This window comes from Holdemania massiliensis AP2 (genome assembly GCF_000327285.1).
Taxonomy (GTDB): Bacteria; Bacillota_I; Bacilli_A; order Erysipelotrichales; family Erysipelotrichaceae; genus Holdemania; species Holdemania massiliensis.
Genome location: NZ_HE998567.1, coordinates 1,158,581 through 1,180,478 on the forward strand (window position 1 = coordinate 1,158,581; position 21,898 = coordinate 1,180,478).

Consider the following 21,898-nt stretch of genomic DNA (forward strand, 5'->3'; position numbering starts at 1 on the left):
GGGACATACAATGATCGCTATCACACACGGCAAACTGCTGACCGTCACCAATGGAACGATTGAAGACGGAACGCTGCTTATCGACAACGGCAAGATCACAGCGATTGGAACCGACATTTCCATTCCCGAAGGAGCTGAGGTCATCAACGCTTCCGGGAAATGGGTGACGCCGGGACTGATCGACGCTCACACGCACATCTCCACGTTCAATGAACCGCATTGGATGCCGCATATCGGCGACGGCAATGAAATCACAGCACCGGTCACGGCACAGATCCGCGGCATTGACGCGCTGAATCCATTTGACATGGCAATTAGTGTAGCTCGTTCAGCGGGGTTTACGACCTGCTACACCGGCCCGGGCAGTGCCAATGTTATCGGCGGCACGGGTTTAAGCTTCAAGCTGAAAAACGCCGCAACCGTTCAGGAAATCGCGATTGAAGGCTCAGAAATGATGAAGATGGCGCTGGGGGAAAATCCGAAGCGCTGTTATGGTTCGGAAAAGAAAATGCCGATGACCCGCATGGGTACCGGCGCGGTTCTGCGCAAAGCGTTATTCGAGGCGAAGCAGTACAGCGACGATCTGGCAAAAGGCAAGGATATCAAGCGCGACTTTGATCTGGAAGCCCTCGTTCCGGTTGTCCGCGGTGAAATGCGCTGCCGGATTCACTGCCATCGGGCTGACGATATCGTCACGGCGATCCGCATCGCTGAGGAATTCCAGCTGGATTACACGATTGAACACTGCACTGAAGGCTATAAGATCCTGGACTTTTTGAAAGCCAAAAAAGCCAAGGTTGTCATCGGTCCGCTGCTGATGGGTCCGCAGAAATTTGAGATCTGGGGCTGCCGTCAGGATACGCCGGCGGTCTTTGAAAAGGCCGGCATCCAAGACTTCTGTCTGATGGCCGATGATTCTTCCGCAACCAAATGGCTGCCGGTGCACGTCGGCATCGCGATGCGTCAGGGCCTCAGCTTTGAACAGGCGCTGAAATGCGTAACGATCAATCCGGCGCGCTTATTGCAGCTGGAAGATCGGGTCGGTTCCTTGGAAGTCGGCAAAGACGCGGATATCGCGATCTTTAACGGCATGCCATTCTCCAACCTGACCTTATGCGAGCAGGTCATCATTGACGGTAAGCGGGAATTCACCCGTCAGCAGGGGGATTTATGATTGCAATCGTACATGGAAAATTATTCACTGTCACGCAGGGTGTCATCGAAGACGGCACGATCCTGATTGACGGAAGCCGGATCACAGCGATCGGCAAAGATATTGAAATTCCTTCTCAGGCTCAGATTCTTGACGCCTGCGGCAAATGGGTCACTCCGGGCTTGATCGACGCCCACAGCCACCTGTCCGGTTTAAATGAACCCGCCTGGATGCCTTCGACCATGGATGCCAATGAAATTACCAATCCGGTAACCGCCCAGGTGCGGATGCTGGATGCCTTCAATCCATTTGATGAAGCGATTCCCAAGGTCAGAAACGCCGGGTTTACAACCTGCTGTACGCTGCCGGGCAGCGCTAATGTTATCGGCGGTGTCGGCTTCTCGTTTAAGCTGAAAAAGGCCGCGACGGTTCAGGACATGATGATTCCGGGAACGGAGGTCATGAAAATGGCGCTGGGGGAAAATCCAAAGCGCTGTTATGGGCCGGATAAAAAAATGCCGATGACCCGCATGGGTACCGGCGCTGTTTTACGCGAAACCTTATTTCAGGCCAAGGTGTATTCCGATAAACTGAAGAAAACGGAAACCGATCCGTCAGTTCAGGTTGAACCGGATTTCCGCCTGGATCCGCTGGTTCCGGTTGTCCGCGGAGAACGCCGCTGCCGGATTCACTGCCATCAGGCTGACGATATCGTCACCGCGATCCGAATCGCTGAAGAATTCAATCTGTGCTATGCGATTGAGCATTGCACAGAAGGCTATAAAATTAAAGAATTCTTGAAAGAAAAGAACATCACGGCGGTGGTCGGGCCGTTGAAAATGGGACCGATGAAATTTGAAATCTGGGGCTGCCGTCAGGATACCCCGGCGGTTTTTGAAGAAGCCGGAATCAATTTCTGTCTGACCGCGGACGGCGCTTCGGATACAGTCTGGCTGCCAACGGATATCGGAATTGCGATGCGCTATGGATTAAGCTTTGAAACCGCACTGGAATCGGTCACCCTTCGCCCGGCCCGGCTCTTAGGCCTTGAAGACCGCATCGGTTCACTGGAAGTCGGAAAAGACGCGGATATCGCCATTTTTGACGGCATGCCGTTTGAAAATCTGACATCGTGTCTGGCAACGATCATCGAGGGTAAAATCGAGCACTGCGCGCTCTGACTGTTAAACTTCTGTCAATGAAATCAAGCTGCACCACGCTGGGATTTTCCCTGTGATGCAGCTCTTTTTTGCCTTCTATCTTAATTATTTTATGGTCATTGAAGACGATCTAATGCGATTGTAAAGGTCTGGACGCCGGCCGCGCCGACAGCAATTTCATATTTTTCAAACTCGATGATCAAATTCCCGTTATGATCAAGATGAAACAGACGCTCAGGACCGATTAAAGAGATCCAATCCAGGTCGTCGTTGTATACAGCCTGTTCTGCCTCCGGCTTGGCTTGAATTTGGCGTTGTATTTCCTGGGCAATCCGCTGTTGGTAATCCGTTCCGGCCAAGTCTACTAATGTCAAGGTACGGCCGGTTCCGGCTTCCACATTGTAACAATCAACCGTCTGATTGGACTGGGCCCGGACATAGGTGGAAAGAATCGCAAACGACAGATATTGATCGTTATTGCAGTATAACTGATAATCAATTGAAATCCGGGCCGGAATATAATCCGCTTCGTCTCCCCCAGTTTGAATAAAGGCCTGATATTCCTCCTTGGCCCGCTGCTTGGCGGAGGCTTCATGAGCTTGAATCTGTTTGGCGATCATCGTGTTCAGCGCTTCAGCCTGGTCATTGTTTTCCAGCTGCGGGATCTTGATATCCGCAATATAACTAATTTCTTCCGTCTGCGAATCAGAAGCTAGGAAAAGCCGGGCAATGCGACTGACGATCGGCAGATCCATCACGGTTTTCGCAAACACCGCATTGGTCTGAAAGAAAAACAGAAACGTGCAGCAGACTGCCGCCGCACTGATTGCCGTCAGGCGGTTTTGACGCTGGCGTGCTTTTCGCCGCGTCAGTCCTGTTTGAATACTGTTTTGAACGATATTGTGCAGATCTTCCGGAATCTTAACTTCTTGATCAGACATGACTTTCACTCTCCCATTGCATTTTTAACAACTCCATTCCCTTGTAGTATCGTGATTTCACTGTCCCCTTGCGCATCCCCAGAATTCTGGAAATTTCCTGAAACTCAAATCCCTGATAAAATCTCAGATAGATAATATCCCGATACTGCGGCTTCAGACTTTCCAGACAATGATTCACTGCGAGTTTTAAATTTTGATCACCGGCATCGGTATCGGGAATCCAGGTCATATCGAATTCTTCACGACGCGGAAATTTCTTCAGTACCGTTTTGCATTCATTGACCAGAATTCGATAAAACCAGGTTTTCATATACTTTTCATTACGCAGCTGACTGTAATGCACCATGGCTTTTATAATCGCTTCCTGCAGTGCGTCTTTTGCCAGTTCCGGATTGGCGGTATAGTGAAAAGCAACACGATAACAATATTCCTGATTGTCTTCAAGATATGGCTTAACTTCTCTATTCCTTCCATGCTTTTTCTCCTTTCCCTTATTAGACAATCATCCGAGCGCTTTAGCCCAAAAGTTTTTCATTCTTAAAAATAAGCCGCAGGTTCTTTTAAGAATGGAACTCCGTTTGAATTCAGAACTTTTTCACTTGTTTTATAACGGAGTCGGAAATCTGTCATTTTCTCTTCGATTTGTTCATCGCTGTTTATTTTACCATTTTCATAATGACCCAGACAGTCAACTTCTCCTCAGATTGGCTGTTTTTCATCGGATAAGAATGAACATCGTTAACCTACGCAACCGGCTAAGGGGAAAGTTTAAGACATGCTAAAAAGAAACAGTAAGATTATGCCGTCACTGCATCATTTCACCGTTTCTCTTTTTACCTATTACGATTCACTTAAATTCGAATAAGAACCCAGCAAAGATCCCATAAAATCCCTTTTTCACTTCCTACTTTTATTCAGGGGCAGGCGATTTTCTGCTTGTTTCAGCAGCCTTAACATAACTAGAGCGCAGAGCATCAGCCCAAACATTCCGATCAAACCGGTAGGATTGGGGCCCAGCAGCGTATTTTCCAGACTGACGGAAAGGAAGACCGGGACTTCTCCGATCAAATTAACAACGCCGTGAATGACCGCGGCATACAAACAATTCCCACTGATGAGGGTGACATAGCAGCAAAGGATCCCCAACGTCATGCACACCAGCATCATCATGACCATATTGCTAAACGGCGCCAGCGGATTATTCAGGCTGTAATTAAAACCGAAATAGATTAAAGGCAGATGCGCTGCACCCCAAAGAAAACTGTTGAGAAGCACAGCTTTGCGAATACCGTAACGCTGGATCTGCTTTGGCAGAAGATAACCGCGCCAGCCCAGCTCCTCGCCCAGTTCCAGCAGCTGCAGCGGAAAGCAGACCGCGGCCAAAGCCACCGTGACCAGCCAAAATGCCGAAAGGGAACGAATCGGGGCTTCGCCTTCGATTCCCAACAGGGGGCCATATCGGAAGATTCCGCTGTAAGTCTGCGGAAAAAGGGCAAAATAAACAACCGCGCCGATCACAATCAGAATTCCCGGAATAACAGCACAGAACAACCACAATCCAGGCCGTTTCCAGAGCTTCAAAGACAACGGCCACGGACTTTGATCCTGCGTGATCTTCCGTGTCACTAAGGCCGCCAGAACCGGAAACGCGGTAAACCCTTTCTGCAGTCCTTCATAAATCAATATTCGTGCCTCCCCCTGCCTCAGCCAAGCTGCAAAGCCCAGCCCAAAGCAAACACCTAAAACGCAAAGCAGGTACAGAACATCCGGTCTAAGAAACCACTGCGTCTTCTTCATCCCGGTCTTCATTGGGTTCGCCTCGTTTCCCGTTCCTGCAGCAAGCGCAGCTCTGCCGTCAGCTCGTTTGCGGCCCGCCTGGCAATCAGATAGTCAATCCCCTGCACGATGGCACAGATGACTGCCGCACTCAGCATAATCACCGCCGCCATGGACCTTTCCAGAGAAGGCTCAAAAGCATAGGAAACAAGCACAACGACAACCTCAATCAATCCAAACTGAATGACTTTCCGCCCTGCCATCGCCCTTACGCTCAGCTCATGTTTCGAATAAGTTACAAACGAAACAAGAACACAGAAAAAGGCGTAGACAAAGGGAACAAATAAAATCATCGGGCCAAGTTTAACCGTGGGCTGTAAGAGCCAGCCAAGAAGACCGATCACCAGCGTAATTCCTGCCTGTATCAACAGGAAATCAAGCAGCCGGGCTTTTAGAAATTCTTTAAATTCCATGTCAGTTCCTCCTTAATCTGCCGCTTTACCTGCCGAACATAGCGGCGGGAAATAATGACCTCTTCGCCATTTTTCATCCGCGCGCAGTAACGGCCATTGATCGCCGGACGAATCGATTCCACCTTCATCAGCGAGATCAGAAACGCTTTGGAACACCGGACAAATTTCTCACTGCGCAGCTGTTCTTCCAGTTTATACAACCGTGTCCGCAGTTCAAAGACGCTGGTTTCGGTATACGCAAAGGTCTTTTCATCCACGGCCTCAATATACAAAATCTCATCGTAGTAAACTGGACGCTGCGTGCTTCCGGTCATGCCGATCAGTGATTTTTCCTTGGATAAGCAGTAATTTCTGATATCTTCAAATTCCGGCGTAAATGCAACGCATTCCAGCACCACCTGTTCTTCCTGACGTGAAGTCACGTTTCGAATCACAACACGCATAGAACCTCCCCTTTCATTCTTCTCTATTCTTTCATAGTCTGCCTGGCTTTTCTACACGCGAAACGACAAGATGCATAAAAACTGGATGAGGTGCATTTTTGTGCTTTTCATCAACCGCGGTTCAAGGATGGAGTAAACCAAAAGATTCGGATTCTTTCTTGTTCCGTTCTCTGCAGTGAAAATAAAACATTGGAATACCCTAATACTGCTTGACACATTATACTATGTAATATATAGTATAATGCGTAAGGGGGTAATTATGGATAGTCAACTGAAAAAAGGCTTATTGGAAATCTGTGTACTGGCCGCCCTGGCCAAGCAGGATTCTTATGGTTATCAAATCATCAAAGACGTATCCCAGGTGATCGAGATCTCAGAATCAACGTTGTACCCAATTCTGAAGCGGCTGGAAACCAGTCATGATCTGGAGACCTATTCTGTTGAACATAACAGCCGGCTGCGTAAATATTATCGGCTGACTGACAGCGGCCGCCGGCATATCACTGATTTTCTGGATGACTGGAAAGCGGTGGTGGCCGTGATCGATTTTATTAAAGGAGAAGTTCACTATGACTGAAAAAGAATATCTTGACGCGTTAAACAAAGCGCTGAAATGGCTGCCTAAATCAGAAAAAGACCTCTGTTTCGATTACGCCCGGGAAATGATTGAGGATCGGATTGAAAATGGGCTGTCTGAAAGTGAAGCTGTGGCGCAGCTTGAAACACCGCAGCAGCTGGCCAAAGCGTTTCTTGAGGACCGCGGCAGTCTGAAATTTAAGTTTTCTCTGCCGTTAAACAATGTCAGTACGCTCATTCTGTTAATCTTGGGCTTTCCGTTATGGGGAACTTTGCTTCTTGCGGGTTTAATGATTTTGTTAGCTGGATTCTTGATTGCCGGATGTGTTCCGTTTATCTGCGTCGTCATGACGGTCAGCCTGTTGTTTGTCGCGTTGGTCAGCATCAGCGCCAGTCCGCTGGTCATGGCCAGCGTCTCGCTTGGCGTCGGAATCCTTCAGTGCGGAATCGGCGTCATCGCCTTAGGCGGTCTGCTTTTAACAGCCCTAGGTGCTTCCGTTACTATTCCGCTGTTTAAGACTTTGGTCATCAACACCACGCAGTTTCTGCGGTCTCTATTTTTTCAGGAGGTAAAGAAATGGTAATACGTAATTTCAGAAAAAAAGCCTTAGTCGGCGGACTGGCGCTTGTTTTAGCCGGATCCCTTCTGGCAGGCGCCGGACTGGCTGCAGGCGGATCTCAGGCGTTAAACGCCGATTCTTCCAAGCCCTGGTATCAAACGATCTGGATTGAAGACGGACAGGTTGTGATCAGTCTTGACTGCTTTGGCGGTTCCTTGTTTCACATCAGCTTTTAATTCATAAAGGAGTATTCGTCATGAATTTATCCCATTCTTCCGGTACAAAAAAACAGCTCGGTCTTTTTGCCGGACTGACTCTGATCTTTCTGATTTTCTTTACAATTTTATACGCCGCTCAGCGGGATGACCGGCTGCTTTCTTTGTTGATGCTGACCCCGGCGCTCAGTGTTCTGATCGTTAACCGGCTGACCCACGATCATCGCTCTTTGTTTTTGAAGCCGCAGCTGAAGCGCAATGCTTTCACTTACGGCCTCAGCTGGTTTCTGCCGCCCGTTTTGGCCTTTCTTGGCGCAGGTCTTTCCTTTCTTTTCTTTCCCGCTCATTTTCAGCCGCTGGCATCCAGCTTTGCGGTCAAAAATGGCATTACTGACCTGTCTGCACTGGGATCGCAGCTGATTCCGATGGTTCTGCTTGCGATGCTTGTCAATCCCTTCGGCGGTCTGCTTCCAGCCCTGGGTGAAGAATTAGCCTGGCGGGGCTGGCTGCTGCCACGCCTGCGTGAAATTCTGGGAGTGAAAAGAGCGGTTCTTGCGACGAGTTTGATCTGGGGATTGTGGCATGCCCCTATCATCCTGTTAGGTTATAATTACGGACCCGACCATCCGCTACTCGGCGTGCTGATGCAGTTGTGGTTATGCTTGATACAGGGTGTGATTCTGGCATGGCTGCAGCTGAAAAGCCAATCGGTGTGGACCTGTGCCTTATGGCATGCTTCCCTCAACGGCATTGATCTCTACACTGCCTCTGCGCTGCTGACTGCCGGAACTCTCAGCCCTCTGATCGGGCCGGATCTGACCGGACTGATCGGTGGATTGGGCTTTGCCGCAGCCGCTGTCTTCTGTTGGAAACAACTGAGATTGACGCCGGATTGCCCTGCCATTTCAATTCCTTCCCGCTTTGAACGATGAAAGCAATGCATAAACAGCGTTTTGTATGAATTAACCCAAAAATCCCGCCTGTTTTCAGACGGGACAGCTTAACATAACACATCATTTTTATCTGATGCTGAGAAAATCTCTGCCCTCTGTTTTATTCGGGGGCATTTTTATTTTATCGGCATCGTTCGTTTCTTCCACTTCAGCCAGTCTTTATCCAGCACAGTACAGCGCGGCCGGGTCATGATGGTTTCACAGGGAAAAATCCGGCATTCTCCGCATGCCGTTAATCCCTGACGAAGTACGCAGTCCCGGGTAAAACAATCCCCTGTTTGATGGGCTTTCAGACATCCCGGGCAGATTCCTTGAATCAAGGTTGGACAGCTGCCGCAGTAATAGCCGCATTTACCTAATAATTGTTCATCCATTATTTTCTCCCTCTTTCAATTTAGCTGTTTATAGCCGCTTGCAGTAGAAGTCATGGTATTAATCTTGTGGTTCTATCGGTTTGAACTGTAAACGATATTGAATCGGCGTCTTCCCGCAATACTTTTTAAAAATTTCCGTAAAGTAGCGCACGCTGTTGAAACCGACCTCACGGCTGATTTGGTTTATCGTCATTGTTGTTTTTTCCAAATCTCTGCAGGCTTTTTCTATTCGCAGGCCCGAGATAAAATCGGGTAAAGAACGGCCGGTCTGACGATTGAATTCACTGCTGAGATGGCTGACATTCGTATTGGTGTATTCCGCGACCAATTTTAACGAAATATCCTTCATATAATTCTCATGGATAAATCCCAGTGCTAACAGGACTTCCGCTGTATACCAAGGGCTGCACTCTCTGTCTTGATAAAGCCGACGAATTTGATTCTCTAAATGATTTTGATATTCACTCAGCGAGAAAAAATCCTGTGGTGTAAAATCAAGGTCCAGCTGCACACCGTATACCTTAACAAACAAGCTCAGGATAGCCATGACAAAGGTATGCGCGGCCATGCAGCAGTTCATGTCCAGCGAATTGCGAACCAAATAATCGAAGACATAATTCACCTGTTCTAAAACAGCTGACAGATTACCGGTACATAGCTCGTTGCGCAGCCGCCGGCAGTTCTCATAGATTGCAAGAATTCCCGGATCAATTCGTTGTTTCAATACTTCTTCTGTGATCACCAAGCAGTCTAATTCAAAAAAATGCAGATCATTCAGCTGACGAGCTTTTAAATAAGCCCAATGCATGCCTTCATACCCCTGGTATGCTCCCGTCAGCGAAGTGGCAACAAAGCGCTGATTTTCCGTTGAATAAGGAGGACGCTGCAGAAAATAGCGATGAATTTCTTCTCCAATCTGTACTGCACTTTTCTGACAATCCACATCTTTACTAAACAGCACAGCCAGCTGTTTGGAATTATCAACTTTAATCAGAAAACAATTTCCCCGGCAATGATTTTTATCCAGCAGTTTTTCAATTTCCCTATAAATCGCGTGTGTGGCTTCAACTTGCTGCTGAAAGATCTTAGAATCAACGATCAGATTATATTTCTTGTCAATCCCAGTAATACAGAAATAATATTCCTTTAAATCAAACCGCAGCGGAATTTGATTGTTTTTAACAAAACTTTCAATCAACAATTCTTTATCATCCCACAAGCAATAATTGATCAGCATATTATTGCGGACAAAATCCGTCGATGCTTTTTCCAATAATTTTTTCTCTTCCATGATTTAATCGTACCATGAATTTCCAAAATGCAGAAGGGACAACTGTAATTTTTGCAAAAGCAAAGTTTTTCGCAGATCATGATCATTTTTTATCATGATAAAATGTTGACATCAAGGGAGGAAAATGAAATGAAAAAGCTGTTAGCACTTGCAACGGCAGCCTTTTGCGTTATTAGCTTAGGCGCCTGTGCGACCAACAACGGTGGTACATCAACACCAAATACCAGCGGCGGGTATACGTTTGCGGATACGATTCAATGGGACGCAGAATATGACGTCGTCGTCGCCGGCTTCGGTGCGTCCGGAGCCGTCACTGCCAAGACGGCTGCTGAGAATGGAGCATCAGTCCTGATTGTCGAAAAATGCAGTGAAGGGGAAGCTGGGGGCAACTCGAAGGTAGCCGGTCAGCTGTTTGCCTATGGCAACGGCAATGTTGAAGAAACAAAGAAGTATTATCAGGCTTTGGCGGGTGATACGGAAGTTCCGGAAGCCATGCTGGACACCATCGTCAACGGGGTTGCCCATATGGCAGAAACCTTAGTTAATGACTTCGGTTTAAACAAAGAGGATTTTGTTGATTGGACAGGCTATCCAGTCATCGGCGTTATGTCTCCGGAATATCCTGAATTTGAAGGTTCAGATTCTGTCGGATTGTGGACAACCCACATGGGAACGAGTGATTCTCACTTATATCAGATTCTGAAAGAACAAGTTATCAAAAACTCCGATAAAATTGACGTCTGGTTTGAAACACCCGCAACCGAACTGATTCAGGATCCAATGTCGGGTGCAGTCATCGGAATTAAAGCAACACGCGGCAATCAAGTAAGCAATATCCGTGCACTCAACGGTGTTGTCTTATGTACTGGTGGTTTTGAGGACAACCAGGAAATGGTTCAAGACTATATTGGTCTGACTGACTACGCTCCAATCGGCGGCTTATACAACACCGGTGATGGAATCAAGATGGCGCAGGCTGTCGGTGCTGATCTGTGGCATATGCATGTCTATGAAGGCGGCTTCGGTTTGGGCGGCGTTTCCTTCTATGTTGAAGAGGGTCAGCGCGCGTCTCAGATTCAGGTTTTAAGTCAGGGACCGCTGAACACTGGAGCCTTGGTTCTGTTAGGCATGGATGGAGATCGGTTCGTCAACGAATCTGTGCCTGTCCGTCATGGTCATATGTATATGAATGGTACCTGGCATAATCCAATTTACCCGGATAAAATGTGGACTGTTTATGATCAGACACAGGCCGATCTGATTAGCGAAGCCCAAGCGATTCCTGAAGCTTTCCGTTCCCAGGTTGTTGAAGCCTCTTCCTTGGAAGAACTGGCTGAAAAGACAGGCATGAAGCTGGATCAGCTCAAGGCTACCATAACGAACTTTAACGATTATGCAAAACAGGGTACAGATGAACAATATCATCGTGAAGCAGAAACGATGCGTCCATTTGATGGAACAAAGTATTATGCATTCCCAGTTAAAGCCGAAATCCTAAATACACAGGGTGGTCCAAAGCGGAATGAGAACGCTGAAATCCTGCATGTCAACGGTAATCCAATTCCGCATTTGTACTCTGCAGGTGAAATGGGGGGTATTACTTCTGAGCATTATCAGGGTGGAACAAATCTGGCTGAATGCATTATCTTCGGACAGATTGCCGGTAAAAACGCGGCTGCGGCGAAGGAAGCCTTGCCAGAATACACGCTGGCCCCTCAAGTAGAATCTACCCCGACAAAATTAGGTGAAGTCACTGATTTGAATAAAGAAACCAACTATGAAACCGCGGCGAATGAATATATCGGTGAAGGTACTGGTATGGGAGGCAAGCTTGTTGTTAAAGTGACAATGGATGGCGATAAGATCGCAAATGTTGAGATTCTTGAACATTCTGAATCTGAAACCATTTCTGATCCAGCAATTGAACAGCTGCCAAAAGCCATTATGGAAGCAAATGGAACCGAAGTCGATACAATTTCAGGCGCTACCGTCACTTCTAAAGCGATTATTGAAGCGGTCAACCAAGCATTAGCCCAAGTCAAATAAAGTTCCATATTCAATATGGATATTAAAATAAAAACAGCGGTCACACGCTGTTTTTTTAACGATTGAGCCTTATAATTGCAATGCTTTTAGACTTTTAGCATTCTTTTTGGACCCGCTCGATTCAGACCGTTGAAGTCTTTCCAGTTAATTTTTATGAGCTGGTTTCAATGGAACTCATTAGGCTTTTTAAGCCTGACCTATTCCCTTCCTGATTCAAGATAATCCAGACAATCATCAACGGTATCAAACAGCCGATTGGCTGCCGCTTTGGCCGCCTCCACCCCTGAACTCATCGCAAAGCCGTTCAGTCCTTCAATCATCGGCAGATCGTTGTAATCATCGCCGATCACATAGACTTCATCGGCGTTCAGCCAGGCTGCCGCCTGTTCCACACCGGTCTGTTTTGAAACACCGCGAGCGACGATATCCAGGGTTCCGCGATTGAGGTAGCTTTCCACAATATCGCCAAATTGTTCCTGAATCTCTGCCTGAATTTGCGCCATCCGGTGCCGGTCCTCGATCCAGGCCGCCATCGAAATCAGCCGGCCCGCAGCTAAGACCTCCGCCTCGCTCTGCACCGTTTTGAAAAACAACTCGCGCCGCTGCAAGGAACGCGCACTTTGATGAATATGTTCATTGATATGATAACCGCTGGCCTCACCATTGCAGAAGGTAAACGATTCAAAATCAGACTGCTTCAAATATGCGATCAGCGCGCATCCCCGCTCAAAGGGAATCCACTTTGCTTCGATAATGTTCTTATCCCGATCCGCAATCATCGCTCCATTGGAACAGATAAAGACATCCGGATACACTTGGTTGCGGTGGGCTTCATCATAGATTAAATTAAGGGCCCGGCCTGTCACAATGCCGAAACAATGTCCATGCTTTTGAAACTGCGCGACGCGCGCGGCTGTTGCGGGATCGACCTGCGGCGCTAACCGCAGCGTTCCATCATAATCGGATGCCAAAAACTTCATTCCCTTTCCTCCCTTGTTTTCTAATTTCTGTTTCCATGAATCTTTCTTAAAAATATTTACTTCTTTTTTTGGACTTAAGCGTGTTTCTCAATCCAATCCTCAAGCAAGGCAATCATGTTTGAGGTGTTGCTGACAAGAGGTTTGCAAACAAAGGTTTCAGCTTGCTTTAACACTTCATCCAGCCGGTCAAAATCATGCAGGGCTAAAAGATATCCCTGCTTCTCAAAGCTGGATACAATCTCCGTCTGATGATCATTGTGATGTTCATGGTACTGAGCCAGCCGCGGCGCCGCAATGATCGTCTTGCCCAGACGCAGGCCGGCCATGATTGTCCCGACTCCGCCATGGGTGATCAACAGATCGCATTGCGAAAGCAGCTGGTCAAATTGTTCCATGGGAATCAAATCAAAAAGTTTCATTTTTTTTGAGGTGAAGGCTGTGCAGCCGGCCTGGACAATGACCTCATCGGTGATCGTGCCGTTTTCCAGCTGTTTTTCTATCGCTTCCAGCAAGCGCGGGAAGGCTTTGTCCTGTGTACCTAACGTTACTAAAATCATCAGAAGATCCAACCTCCCATCACAGCATTCGGATACAATTCAAGCATCGATTCCCATTGAACAATAAACAGATCGGCAATCGGATAAACCAGCTTGCCGGCTTCAGTCTGGGTCGTGGAATTGGCAAAGGTTTCAATCCAGATCACTTTCTTTTTGAAGAAATGCGCGATAAAGCACATCGGAACCGCAGTGTGCGTCCCGGTTGTGATCACAACATCAGGCCGGATTTTAACAAACAGACAGAAGCTTTTGATAATATTCCACGCAAAAATGAATAGATAAGACAAAAGATGCTGCTTTGTCCCATAGGTCAGATAATGCATTTTTTTCCCATATTTTTCTTTTAAAGACGCGTTCGATTTCGTTTTTTCCGTAACCAACGAAGCGTCAAAACGTTGAAACAGCGGATTAAGCTGCAGCAGCTCGGTTAAATGACCGCCGGTTGAAGAAATAAACATGACTCTTTTCATGGTATCACCTGCACAAATAAAATAAAGAGTGGAGTTCCACTCTTTATTTTACATTATTTTAAGCTGTTTTTCACTAATTCTGTAACTTCTTTAATATTGCTGCACTGCAATGCTTTTTCCGCCATGACTTCCATTTCCTGTTTGGATAAGGAACGGATCATCTTGCGGGTCCGCAGAATGCTGGAAGCCGACATGGAGAATTCATCCAGGCCCAGGCCTAACAGTACCGGTGCTGCCAGTTCATCGCCGGCCATTTCACCGCACATGCCAACCCATTTGCCTTCCTTATGTGCCCCGTCAATCGTCATCTTAACCAGACGCAGGATGGATGGATTCAATGGCTGATACAGATAGGAAACTTTTTCCGACATTCTGTCAGCCGCCATTGAATACTGGATTAAATCGTTGGTACCAATGGAGAAGAAATCCGCTTCTTTCGCAAACTGATCTGCCAAAACGGCAGCGGCCGGAATTTCAACCATCATGCCCACTTCGATATGATCGGAAACGGCAACGCCTTCACTGATCAGCTTCGCCTTTTCTTCTTCAAACAGCGCTTTAGCCTGACGGAATTCATCCAGCGTGGCAATCATCGGGAACATGATGCACAGCTTGCCGTAAACGGAAGCCCGGATCAATGCGCGCAGCTGTGTTCTGAAGATATCCGTTCTGTCCAGACACAGACGAATTGCACGATATCCCAAGAACGGATTCATTTCTTCCGGGAATGTGAAGTACGGCAGTTTCTTATCGCCGCCGATATCCAAGGTCCGGACAACGACTTTCTTGCCGCCCATGCCTTCCAGAACTGTTTTATAGGCCTCAAACTGTTCGTCTTCACTTGGGAAGTCCAGTTCGCTGTCCATATATAAGAACTCCGTACGGTACAGACCTACGCCTTCACCACCATTGTTCAGAACACCTTCAACATCCTTCGGCGTACCGATATTGCCCGCCAATTCAACTTCATGACCATCGGTTGTCACGCTCTTTGCATCTTTCAGGACCTTCAGCGCTTCTTTTTCCGCTTTAAATGCTTCGGCTTTTGCTTCGTATTCCTTTACCTGCTCCGGCGTTGGATTCAGGATAACCTGACCCTCAACGGCATCCAGAATCAAAAGATCGCCCTGATCAGCCTGTTCCATGATGCCGGCACAGCCGACCACCGCAGGGATTTCCAAGCTTCTTGCCATAATCGCGGAATGGGATGTCCGTCCGCCTGTCGCTGTGGCAAAGCCCAGCGTATACTGTTTATTCAGCTGCGCTGTATCTGATGGTGTTAAATCTTCCGCAACAATGACAACTTCCTCATTAATGGCTGTCAGATCTGGAATAACAGCACCGACGATGTTGCATTTCAGACGGAAAGTAACATCTTTGACATCAGCAGCTCTTTCTTTAAAATAATCATTGTCCATCGACTCAAACATGGAAATCATCATGTTGGCAACTGTTTCTGTTGCAAACTCCGCGTTGCAGCTTTCATTCTTGATCATTTCTTCGATCTGTCCGGACAGTTCCGGATCGTTCGCCATCATCAGATGAGCGTCGAAAATCGCCAACTCTTCCTCTGAAAGTTTGCCTTCCGCTTTCGCTTTTACCGCTTCAATATCCGCCTGTGTCTTAACCAGTGCTGCCTGGAACTTGGCTACTTCTGCCGCACTGTCACATTCTTTCTTTTCGATATTCAAGACCGGCTGTTGGAGCTTGTACACTTTTGCGATAGCGATTCCTGACGATGCTGCGATACCTTTTAACATACTACTTCCTCCTAATTTGATATCTCTTGCGACAAATCCAGCACATCCTGAACGGTACTCAGTTTCAGCATGGCTTCATCCTCAAAGGTCAGGTTCATTTTTTCCTCGAAATTTAAGAGAATTTCCACCAGATCCACGGAATCAATGCCCAGCTCTCTGAGGTTCGTCCGGGGTGTAATTTCGACTTCGTCTTTGACTTTTTCAGCCAGCAAGGACCTCAATAACTCAAACGTTTCCATCTTTCCACCTCTACAAGAAATGATATCATTTTTTACACGTTCAGGCAATCAATAAATTCATGGATCGCCCGCTGGCGAAGCCGATAAAATGTGCTTTTTGTATAGTAATTATAGAACCATCCGTCAGCGCTTTCATCCAAAAATTCCCGGACGATGATTTCCCTGTACATCTCCGGCAAAGCCTCCAAGGCACTTTCGTACAGCGCAACCGTCAGCTCATCGCACTGCTGCTCCTCGCTCGCCTCCAACTTCCGCTCTTTCATTAAATGCCGATGCAGCTTCAGCCGCTGAGACGACTTGCGGTAGCATTGTGTAAGATACCGAATGATCCCCTCCTGTTCGCGGTTTTTCAGTAATTTGTTCATGATCTAGTCCTCCTCTCCTTTTTTTGCCTTCTATTATACTTATTGCGCAAATTCCCGAAATTCCCCGTTTTTTCTCGCTTATCGTAAATTTTTTTATTTCTTTCCCGCTTTTTAACTTCTTTTCCGCAAAAATCACTTAAAAATCAAGTTTTTACGCTTAGGTAAGCTTTGCAAATGGGTTTCATCGTGACAATTATTCCCGTTTCGATTACAATAATGACGGAGGTTCTCTATGAATAAAACAACAATACCCTTTCCTAAAATCCTGATATCGTTAGTCATTTATTTCGTCCTGCCGCTGAGCGCAGTCTGGCTGAACCGTTTTGTCGATTCACTGACGATTACATACACTTTAATTTACAGTACAACCGCGCTGATTCTGGTAAGCATCAACTGGAATGTATTCAGTCTGCATCTGCAGCGTTTTTCTCAAAACATTAAGGACTGTCTGTTATTTACGCTGATCTGCCTGATTGCCATCATCGTTCTGCAGCTGGGTTATCATTATATCCTGCAGCCCGGCGGCATGATCGTTGAACGTGAAATTCTGCTTCATTACACCTTTTTTATTCCGGCGATGGTGCTGGCCTATTCTCTCTGTTATGCCGTCAGCTTCACCCTGGCGTTTAAAATTTTTGTTGACCGGATTCACTTGCAGGTCAATGAGTCGATGACAATTTTGATATCCGGATTTCTGTTCGGATTTCTGTGTACCGTCGGCCTGCTTCCAAGCACCTTCGATCAGTTTCTGCGGCTGTTCGGATATTTCTTTTTGACTTCGACCTTAGCTTCCTATGCCTATAATCAAACCCATTCCATCATTCCGATGACCTTGGCTTATTCCCTTGTTTTATTGGGAAACATTCTGTTGATTTTGATCTAACCGAACAGTCTTTTCAAAGCAGCGGACTTTGCCGCTGTTTTTTTGTTGAACCTGTGCGGAAAGTGCGTGCAGAAGCCTCAATAGAAACTTGGTGAATTGTTAGGAATTCACCCTTTTCAAAGAAAATTTGCTATAATGAAAACAGCACTCCTTTGATGACTGGAGGGATTGAACATGACAGCATCCTCTTTCAGCAGCGTTCCCGATTCGGCATTCTCCATCTTTGATGCAGAAAGCGCAGATTTGATCACGTTTCTGCAGACAGACGATGGGAAAACAAAGATCGAAGCCCTCAATCGAATTCTGCAGCCGCTGAATCTCAATGAAATTACACTGTACCGCACGCTTTCTTCCGAATGGGAGAGCTGGTCATTGTCCGATACCAAGCTCATCGGTCCTTCATCGGATTCTTCGCAGAGGATCGATGAGATTCTGACAGCTTTGACAAAGGATGATTTTTACATCAGTCCGCACGAACTTTGGATTCGGATTGAGGCTCAGCCCTGGACCCTGCTTCATCTGGGCCATCGTCAAAAGGCTTGGCAGGAGAATGAATTGATGCTGATCCGCCAGCTGCAGCAGTTCACGGCCGCTCATCGCCGCTGTCTGAGCAGCCATCAAAACGAGATCCAGTTTTTCCATGAGATTATGGATCAGATTCCGACCCATCTCTGGATTTCCGACGCTCAGACTCATGAAATATTATTCATGAACCAGGCGATGAAAGATGACTTTCAGCTGGATGCACCGGAAGGACAGCCATGCTGGAAAGTTCTGCAGCGAGACCGGCAGGGGCCCTGCCGAATCTGTCCGCTGCCCGATCTGTTGACTAAGACTGAAAAGGGTCTGCCGCACAAGCATTGGGATCACAGAAACACGCTGAATCAGCGGATATACCGCAACCATGATTCGCTGATCCATTGGACGGATGGGCGGCTTGTTCATTTTCAGCATGCGATTGACGTTACCGAATCGCATCGCCTGCGTTTTGATGCGGATACGGATGAACTGACGGCAATTCCCAACCGGCGGGCGGGTCTGCGCCGGCTGGAAGAGCTGCTTGAACAGGTTGGACAGGGAAAGCTCGGCATAACGGCGGCAATGCTGGACATTGATCAGCTGAAAGTCGTCAATGATCAATTTGGTCATCAGGAGGGCGATCTCCTCATCTGCCGGATCAGTAAAACAGTTTCCCAGCAGCTTCAGCAGGAGGATCTGTTCTTCCGTTTAAGCGGCGATGAGTTTATCGTTGTTTTCGCAGAAAAACGATTTCAAGAAGCTGAGGCTGTCCTGAATCAGGCTCAGCGGCAGCTTCAGATATGGTCAAAGAACGAGCGCAAAGCCTATCGCTGTAATTTCTGCTACGGATTAATTTCACTGCCGGCAAACACGCAGCTTTCCAGCAGCACCCTGCTGTCGCAGATTGATGATGCGATGTATTCTCAAAAACGGCTGCTGCACATTCAGCTCAAGGATTCAGAAAAAGCGCAGATGCAGCTGAATGATTACCGCGGTGAAGTGGTATTCAGCTATGATTCAGCTTATCTGTACGACGCACTGGTGGAAAGTACCGATGATTATATCTTCATCAACAACATGCGGGATGATGTTTTCCGCTATCCCCAGGCTATGGTGGAAGAATTCGGCCTGCCCGGTCAAATTGTCCGCAACGCGGCGGCGATCTGGGGAGAGAAAGTCCATCCGGATGATAAAGCGGCTTTCCTGGAAGCCAATCAAATCATTCTTGACGGCCGTGCGACTTCGCACAACGTTGAATATCGAGCGCTGAATCAGCGGGGAGAATGGGTATGGGTACGCTGCCGCGGCAAAGTGGTTTTTGCAAGCAACGGCAGTCCTGTGCTGTTTGCCGGATTCATTTCTAATTTAAGCCGCAAAAATAAAACCGACCGGATTACCGGGCTTTTCAATAAAATGGTATACAGCGAGGAAGCTCAGCGTTTGTTAAGCCATCGAGCGGATACGCCTTTGACGATCATGCAGCTGGGTCTGGATGACTTCAAACACATCAACGACTTCTATGACCGCAGCTTTGGCGATGAAATCCTGCGGATCAGCGCGCAGCGAATCATGAGTCTGCTTCCGGAAAACGCCGAGGTGTATCGGCTGGACGGCGATGAATTCGGCATTTTGATCAGCGGGGCTCAGCCCCAGGAACTCTTGGGAATTTACACCAAACTGCAGACCGCGTTTGATCAGCAGATGATCTATGAAGGCAGGCGCTATTATTGTACGTTGTCCTGCGGCTGCGCTACTTATCCACAGGACGCTGAAAACTTTCTGGAACTCGTCAAAGCTGCCGGCTACGCTTTAGAACAAGCCAAACTGAACGGGAAAAACCGAATTGAATTTTTCACCCGTCAAATTCTGGCCCGAAAAATCCGTTCTCTGGGTATTATTGAAAAAATGCGGGAATCCATCGTTCAGAATTATGCCGGCTTCTTCTTGATGTATCAGCCGCAGGTCAGCGTCACCACCGGACAATGGACGGGGTTGGAGGCTCTGGCACGATGGAATAAGGAGCCCTATGGTCTGGTTCCACCCAACGAATTCATTCCGCTGTTGGAAGAGAGCGGTATGATCAGTCAGGTTGGCCGCTGGATTTTCTTTCAGGCCTGCCAGAAATGTGCCGATTGGTCGGCCTTGGCGCCAACCCTGACGATGAGCATCAATCTTTCCTATATGCAGCTGATGGAACCTGGATTTATTGATTATATGCAGCAAACCCTCGCAAAGACGCAGGCAGATCCCCGCCGCATCATCGTGGAAATGACGGAATCTGTCATCGCCTCCCGAGCTCATTCGCTTGAGCATTTATTCCAACGGATTCATGATCTGGGTCTGCGGATTGCCATGGATGATTTTGGAACAGGTTATTCCAGCTTAGAAATGTTAAAGAAAATGCCGGCGGATATCGTAAAAATAGACCGGGCTTTCGTCCATGGCGTCAACGCCAGTAATTTTGATGAATCGTTCATTCAGTTTATCGTGGCCATCTGCCATAAAGTGAATATCGAAGTTTGTGCCGAAGGTGTGGAAACCGAGGCAGAGTTCCAGATCCTATACCCAATGAATGTCGACATGATTCAAGGGTATTATTTTGGAAAACCGATGGAGGAAGAAGCGATTGAGCGCCATCTGCGGACCATGAGGCAAAAAGCATCGGCGCAGGAATCGTCCGTTACGGAATAAGTTCAGTCTGATCAGACGATCGTGGCTGCCTTGAATCCTGGATTTGTCCAGCCTTGTGAAATGTCCATCCAAATGAAAACAGGGAAAACTCCCTGCTTTTTTTATCCCTCTTCGTTTTCTAACTTCGTTTTACAAACGTCCCTGGCGAAAATGCTCGATCATTTGATGACCAATGCTGAAAGGATCGGGATTCACTGAAATTTCATCCGGCGACATCCAGCGGGCAGCGGCAATTTCCTCCGCCTGAAGCGTAAACTGCGGACTTCCCTCCAATTCACCGACAAAGGCCATCATCTGAGTTGAGGAAAAGGCCCAGGGCTGCGATCCGTAATATCGCAGATGCTTCACCCGCAGACCGACTTCCTCTGCGATTTCCCGCGCAGCAGCTTGTTCCAATGTTTCACCGATTTCAACATATCCCGCTATCAAAGCCATTCTGCGCCCCGTTGAATGACCCTGAACAACGAGCAGCTTATTTTGATGTCTGTCGATCAGAGCCGTGATCACACAGGGCGCAATCTGCGGATATTCGATCCTTCCGCAATGCGGACAGACACGTGCCCGTTCACGCTTACTGTCCTGCAAAGGCTGACCGCAGACACCGCAAAAGCGATGGCTTTGACGCCAGCACTGCAGCTGAACGGCAGTGATGCCGGCCATGGCCAGATAATTGGGCTTCAGCTGACGAAACTGAGAGATGGGAAACCAATGCAAAAAAGGAAAATCAATCGGCTTTTCATAGAGAAAATAGGCCTCCTCGTCAATTTTGAATAAAAAGATCAAAGTCTCTGTCTCAGCTGATGATAACATCAGCTCAGCAAGGCGGGGAAAATCAAGTCCGTCCCTTCCCGTCATCATCGCAGCCTGATCTTCTTTCAGCATGAAGATTCGATCATTGGACTGGGGAACATGCGGTTCAAATTGATTGTAAAAGTGATGCGGATTTATTTCTTCGATCATAATAGCCTCCTGAATACCATCAGGATTATATCACATTCTGTCAGAAAATGAGGTTACCACCAGAAGAAGACGCGCGGCTGACGCAGCTGCAGCGTTCCAGGACTTGTTAAGTGCAGCGACAAACGAAGCTGTTCTGCTTCCTTTGGAATATCCAAACACTGATATTTCCATTGCCACTGCGGGGCTGCCGTCAGCTGAATTTGTTCTTCTTTAACGCTTGTTCCATCCTGTTTTTGATAGCGCAGCGAAAGGCTCACCGTTTTCCTTTGGCTTGCCCGCAGCCAAGCGCAAAGATGCAGCTCTGTGCGGTCTTTCACCCAGATCGGCAAAGCGTAATTCAGCTGCGTGATTTGGCGGCTGGACGTCTGCGTCATGACACAAACATGGTGACCTTGTGAAGAAGAAGGCTGCCAGCGTACATTTCCCTCGGAAGTAAAATACAACAGGGAATTTTCTGGCCCTGGACGAAACTGGGCATTGTGCAAATGATTCATAATGTACTCCTCCTTTAGA

General features: G+C 47.5%; 24 protein-coding genes. 9 read left to right on the forward strand and 15 right to left on the reverse strand.

Annotation, left to right across the window (positions count from 1 at the left end; genetic code table 11):
• The first annotated feature begins 10 nt into the window (after positions 1–10).
• Positions 11–1,174 (forward strand): amidohydrolase, encoded by a 1,164-nt coding sequence (locus BN162_RS05445; protein ID WP_020224079.1) that lies wholly within the window; start codon positions 11–13, stop codon positions 1,172–1,174.
• On the forward strand, positions 1,171–2,334 hold the full coding sequence (locus BN162_RS05450) for an amidohydrolase (protein ID WP_020224080.1): 1,164 nt from the start codon (positions 1,171–1,173) through the stop codon (positions 2,332–2,334). The genes BN162_RS05445 and BN162_RS05450 overlap by 4 nt, the downstream gene beginning before the upstream one ends.
• Before the next feature lie 95 nt (positions 2,335–2,429).
• On the opposite strand, the gene BN162_RS05455 is transcribed toward BN162_RS05450, so the two are convergent.
• The 5 genes from BN162_RS05455 to BN162_RS05475 all read right to left on the reverse strand — a co-directional run bounded on the left by BN162_RS05455 (position 2,430) and on the right by BN162_RS05475 (position 5,946).
• Positions 2,430–3,254 (reverse strand): DUF3298 and DUF4163 domain-containing protein, encoded by an 825-nt coding sequence (locus BN162_RS05455; RefSeq protein ID WP_020224081.1) that lies wholly within the window; start codon positions 3,252–3,254, stop codon positions 2,430–2,432.
• Positions 3,247–3,756 carry an RNA polymerase sigma factor gene (locus BN162_RS05460; RefSeq protein WP_020224082.1) on the reverse strand — a complete coding sequence of 170 codons (510 nt, stop codon included), beginning with the start codon at positions 3,754–3,756 and terminating at the stop codon, positions 3,247–3,249. The genes BN162_RS05455 and BN162_RS05460 overlap by 8 nt, the downstream gene beginning before the upstream one ends.
• A gap of 395 nt (positions 3,757–4,151) precedes the next feature.
• Positions 4,152–5,063 carry a CPBP family intramembrane glutamic endopeptidase gene (locus BN162_RS05465; RefSeq protein ID WP_020224083.1) on the reverse strand — a complete coding sequence of 304 codons (912 nt, stop codon included), beginning with the start codon at positions 5,061–5,063 and terminating at the stop codon, positions 4,152–4,154.
• Positions 5,060–5,503, reverse strand: coding sequence for a hypothetical protein (locus BN162_RS05470; RefSeq protein ID WP_020224084.1), 444 nt, complete (start codon positions 5,501–5,503; stop codon positions 5,060–5,062). Before BN162_RS05470 ends, BN162_RS05465 begins: the two co-directional genes overlap by 4 nt.
• Complete coding sequence (locus tag BN162_RS05475; protein WP_020224085.1) at positions 5,482–5,946, reverse strand: LytTR family DNA-binding domain-containing protein; 465 nt, start codon at positions 5,944–5,946, stop codon at positions 5,482–5,484. Before BN162_RS05475 ends, BN162_RS05470 begins: the two co-directional genes overlap by 22 nt.
• A gap of 259 nt (positions 5,947–6,205) precedes the next feature.
• Here BN162_RS05475 and BN162_RS05480 point away from each other — a divergent pair, with 259 nt between their 5' ends.
• From BN162_RS05480 to BN162_RS05495, 4 genes are read left to right on the forward strand one after another with little or no spacing between them, the layout of a single operon-like run.
• The gene (locus BN162_RS05480) at positions 6,206–6,523 is read left to right on the forward strand and encodes a PadR family transcriptional regulator (protein WP_020224086.1); all 318 of its coding nucleotides are present in this window, start codon (positions 6,206–6,208) and stop codon (positions 6,521–6,523) included.
• Positions 6,516–7,106, forward strand: a complete 591-nt coding sequence (locus BN162_RS05485) for an HAAS signaling domain-containing protein (protein ID WP_020224087.1) — start codon at positions 6,516–6,518, stop codon at positions 7,104–7,106. The genes BN162_RS05480 and BN162_RS05485 overlap by 8 nt, the downstream gene beginning before the upstream one ends.
• The gene (locus BN162_RS05490) at positions 7,100–7,318 is read left to right on the forward strand and encodes a hypothetical protein (RefSeq protein ID WP_020224088.1); all 219 of its coding nucleotides are present in this window, start codon (positions 7,100–7,102) and stop codon (positions 7,316–7,318) included. Before BN162_RS05485 ends, BN162_RS05490 begins: the two co-directional genes overlap by 7 nt.
• Positions 7,319–7,338: 20 nt before the next feature.
• Positions 7,339–8,229, forward strand: coding sequence for a CPBP family intramembrane glutamic endopeptidase (locus BN162_RS05495; RefSeq protein WP_020224089.1), 891 nt, complete (start codon positions 7,339–7,341; stop codon positions 8,227–8,229).
• Between the two features lie 137 nt (positions 8,230–8,366).
• On the opposite strand, the gene BN162_RS05500 is transcribed toward BN162_RS05495, so the two are convergent.
• Both BN162_RS05500 and BN162_RS05505 read right to left on the reverse strand, forming a co-directional pair.
• A complete protein-coding gene (locus BN162_RS05500) occupies positions 8,367–8,624 on the reverse strand; it encodes a DUF3795 domain-containing protein (protein WP_020224090.1) in 258 nt (85 codons plus the stop codon).
• Between the two features lie 58 nt (positions 8,625–8,682).
• Complete coding sequence (locus BN162_RS05505; RefSeq protein ID WP_040451157.1) at positions 8,683–9,915, reverse strand: helix-turn-helix transcriptional regulator; 1,233 nt, start codon at positions 9,913–9,915, stop codon at positions 8,683–8,685.
• 129 nt (positions 9,916–10,044) lie between these two features.
• Between BN162_RS05505 and BN162_RS19030 the strand changes: the two genes are divergently transcribed.
• Positions 10,045–11,961, forward strand: a complete 1,917-nt coding sequence (locus BN162_RS19030) for an FAD-dependent oxidoreductase (protein ID WP_167539993.1) — start codon at positions 10,045–10,047, stop codon at positions 11,959–11,961.
• A 197-nt stretch (positions 11,962–12,158) separates the two neighbouring features.
• On the opposite strand, the gene BN162_RS05515 is transcribed toward BN162_RS19030, so the two are convergent.
• The 6 genes from BN162_RS05515 to BN162_RS05540 all read right to left on the reverse strand — a co-directional run bounded on the left by BN162_RS05515 (position 12,159) and on the right by BN162_RS05540 (position 16,332).
• Positions 12,159–12,941 (reverse strand): HAD-IIB family hydrolase, encoded by a 783-nt coding sequence (locus BN162_RS05515; RefSeq protein WP_020224093.1) that lies wholly within the window; start codon positions 12,939–12,941, stop codon positions 12,159–12,161.
• A 74-nt stretch (positions 12,942–13,015) separates the two neighbouring features.
• The gene (gene pssE / locus BN162_RS05520; RefSeq protein WP_020224094.1) at positions 13,016–13,498 is read right to left on the reverse strand and encodes a PssE/Cps14G family polysaccharide biosynthesis glycosyltransferase; all 483 of its coding nucleotides are present in this window, start codon (positions 13,496–13,498) and stop codon (positions 13,016–13,018) included.
• Positions 13,498–13,968: a PssD/Cps14F family polysaccharide biosynthesis glycosyltransferase gene (gene pssD / locus BN162_RS05525; protein WP_020224095.1), complete on the reverse strand. Its 471-nt coding sequence runs from the start codon at positions 13,966–13,968 to the stop codon at positions 13,498–13,500. Before pssD ends, pssE begins: the two co-directional genes overlap by 1 nt.
• Before the next feature lie 53 nt (positions 13,969–14,021).
• Positions 14,022–15,728 carry a phosphoenolpyruvate--protein phosphotransferase gene (ptsP, locus tag BN162_RS05530; RefSeq protein WP_020224096.1) on the reverse strand — a complete coding sequence of 569 codons (1,707 nt, stop codon included), beginning with the start codon at positions 15,726–15,728 and terminating at the stop codon, positions 14,022–14,024.
• A gap of 11 nt (positions 15,729–15,739) precedes the next feature.
• A complete protein-coding gene (locus BN162_RS05535) occupies positions 15,740–15,967 on the reverse strand; it encodes a phosphopantetheine-binding protein (protein ID WP_020224097.1) in 228 nt (75 codons plus the stop codon).
• Between the two features lie 32 nt (positions 15,968–15,999).
• Positions 16,000–16,332 carry an MG284/MPN403 family protein gene (locus tag BN162_RS05540; protein WP_020224098.1) on the reverse strand — a complete coding sequence of 111 codons (333 nt, stop codon included), beginning with the start codon at positions 16,330–16,332 and terminating at the stop codon, positions 16,000–16,002.
• Positions 16,333–16,564: 232 nt separating this feature from the next.
• On the opposite strand from BN162_RS05540, the gene BN162_RS05545 reads away from it, so the two are divergent.
• Positions 16,565–17,215 carry a hypothetical protein gene (locus BN162_RS05545; RefSeq protein ID WP_020224099.1) on the forward strand — a complete coding sequence of 217 codons (651 nt, stop codon included), beginning with the start codon at positions 16,565–16,567 and terminating at the stop codon, positions 17,213–17,215.
• A 174-nt stretch (positions 17,216–17,389) separates the two neighbouring features.
• Entirely contained in the window at positions 17,390–20,425 is a 3,036-nt protein-coding gene (locus BN162_RS05550; protein WP_020224100.1) for a bifunctional diguanylate cyclase/phosphodiesterase, read from the forward strand.
• 129 nt (positions 20,426–20,554) lie between these two features.
• Here the strand turns inward: BN162_RS05550 and nudC are convergent, their stop codons facing one another.
• Both nudC and BN162_RS05560 read right to left on the reverse strand, forming a co-directional pair.
• A complete protein-coding gene (gene nudC, locus BN162_RS05555; RefSeq protein ID WP_020224101.1) occupies positions 20,555–21,385 on the reverse strand; it encodes an NAD(+) diphosphatase in 831 nt (276 codons plus the stop codon).
• A gap of 53 nt (positions 21,386–21,438) precedes the next feature.
• Positions 21,439–21,879: a hypothetical protein gene (locus BN162_RS05560; protein WP_020224102.1), complete on the reverse strand. Its 441-nt coding sequence runs from the start codon at positions 21,877–21,879 to the stop codon at positions 21,439–21,441.
• Between the last annotated feature and the right edge of the window lie 19 nt (positions 21,880–21,898).

What these genes read in the sequence shown, in the direction of transcription:
- BN162_RS19030 (WP_167539993.1), top strand. Translation starts at nt 10,045, where the DNA reads ATGAAAAAGCTGTTAGCACTTGCAACGGCAGCCTTTTGCGTTATTAGC.
- BN162_RS05560 (WP_020224102.1), bottom strand. Translation starts at nt 21,879, where the DNA reads ATGAATCATTTGCACAATGCCCAGTTTCGTCCAGGGCCAGAAAATTCC.
- BN162_RS05485 (WP_020224087.1), top strand. Translation starts at nt 6,516, where the DNA reads ATGACTGAAAAAGAATATCTTGACGCGTTAAACAAAGCGCTGAAATGG.
- BN162_RS05450 (WP_020224080.1), top strand. Translation starts at nt 1,171, where the DNA reads ATGATTGCAATCGTACATGGAAAATTATTCACTGTCACGCAGGGTGTC.
- ptsP (WP_020224096.1), bottom strand. Translation starts at nt 15,728, where the DNA reads ATGTTAAAAGGTATCGCAGCATCGTCAGGAATCGCTATCGCAAAAGTG.
- BN162_RS05475 (WP_020224085.1), bottom strand. Translation starts at nt 5,946, where the DNA reads ATGCGTGTTGTGATTCGAAACGTGACTTCACGTCAGGAAGAACAGGTG.
- BN162_RS05455 (WP_020224081.1), bottom strand. Translation starts at nt 3,254, where the DNA reads ATGTCTGATCAAGAAGTTAAGATTCCGGAAGATCTGCACAATATCGTT.
- BN162_RS05535 (WP_020224097.1), bottom strand. Translation starts at nt 15,967, where the DNA reads ATGGAAACGTTTGAGTTATTGAGGTCCTTGCTGGCTGAAAAAGTCAAA.
- BN162_RS05465 (WP_020224083.1), bottom strand. Translation starts at nt 5,063, where the DNA reads ATGAAGACCGGGATGAAGAAGACGCAGTGGTTTCTTAGACCGGATGTT.
- BN162_RS05470 (WP_020224084.1), bottom strand. Translation starts at nt 5,503, where the DNA reads ATGGAATTTAAAGAATTTCTAAAAGCCCGGCTGCTTGATTTCCTGTTG.
- BN162_RS05480 (WP_020224086.1), top strand. Translation starts at nt 6,206, where the DNA reads ATGGATAGTCAACTGAAAAAAGGCTTATTGGAAATCTGTGTACTGGCC.
- nudC (WP_020224101.1), bottom strand. Translation starts at nt 21,385, where the DNA reads ATGATCGAAGAAATAAATCCGCATCACTTTTACAATCAATTTGAACCG.
- BN162_RS05490 (WP_020224088.1), top strand. Translation starts at nt 7,100, where the DNA reads ATGGTAATACGTAATTTCAGAAAAAAAGCCTTAGTCGGCGGACTGGCG.
- BN162_RS05500 (WP_020224090.1), bottom strand. Translation starts at nt 8,624, where the DNA reads ATGGATGAACAATTATTAGGTAAATGCGGCTATTACTGCGGCAGCTGT.
- BN162_RS05445 (WP_020224079.1), top strand. Translation starts at nt 11, where the DNA reads ATGATCGCTATCACACACGGCAAACTGCTGACCGTCACCAATGGAACG.
- pssE (WP_020224094.1), bottom strand. Translation starts at nt 13,498, where the DNA reads ATGATTTTAGTAACGTTAGGTACACAGGACAAAGCCTTCCCGCGCTTG.
- BN162_RS05495 (WP_020224089.1), top strand. Translation starts at nt 7,339, where the DNA reads ATGAATTTATCCCATTCTTCCGGTACAAAAAAACAGCTCGGTCTTTTT.
- pssD (WP_020224095.1), bottom strand. Translation starts at nt 13,968, where the DNA reads ATGAAAAGAGTCATGTTTATTTCTTCAACCGGCGGTCATTTAACCGAG.
- BN162_RS05550 (WP_020224100.1), top strand. Translation starts at nt 17,390, where the DNA reads ATGACAGCATCCTCTTTCAGCAGCGTTCCCGATTCGGCATTCTCCATC.
- BN162_RS05545 (WP_020224099.1), top strand. Translation starts at nt 16,565, where the DNA reads ATGAATAAAACAACAATACCCTTTCCTAAAATCCTGATATCGTTAGTC.
- BN162_RS05505 (WP_040451157.1), bottom strand. Translation starts at nt 9,915, where the DNA reads ATGGAAGAGAAAAAATTATTGGAAAAAGCATCGACGGATTTTGTCCGC.
- BN162_RS05515 (WP_020224093.1), bottom strand. Translation starts at nt 12,941, where the DNA reads ATGAAGTTTTTGGCATCCGATTATGATGGAACGCTGCGGTTAGCGCCG.
- BN162_RS05540 (WP_020224098.1), bottom strand. Translation starts at nt 16,332, where the DNA reads ATGAACAAATTACTGAAAAACCGCGAACAGGAGGGGATCATTCGGTAT.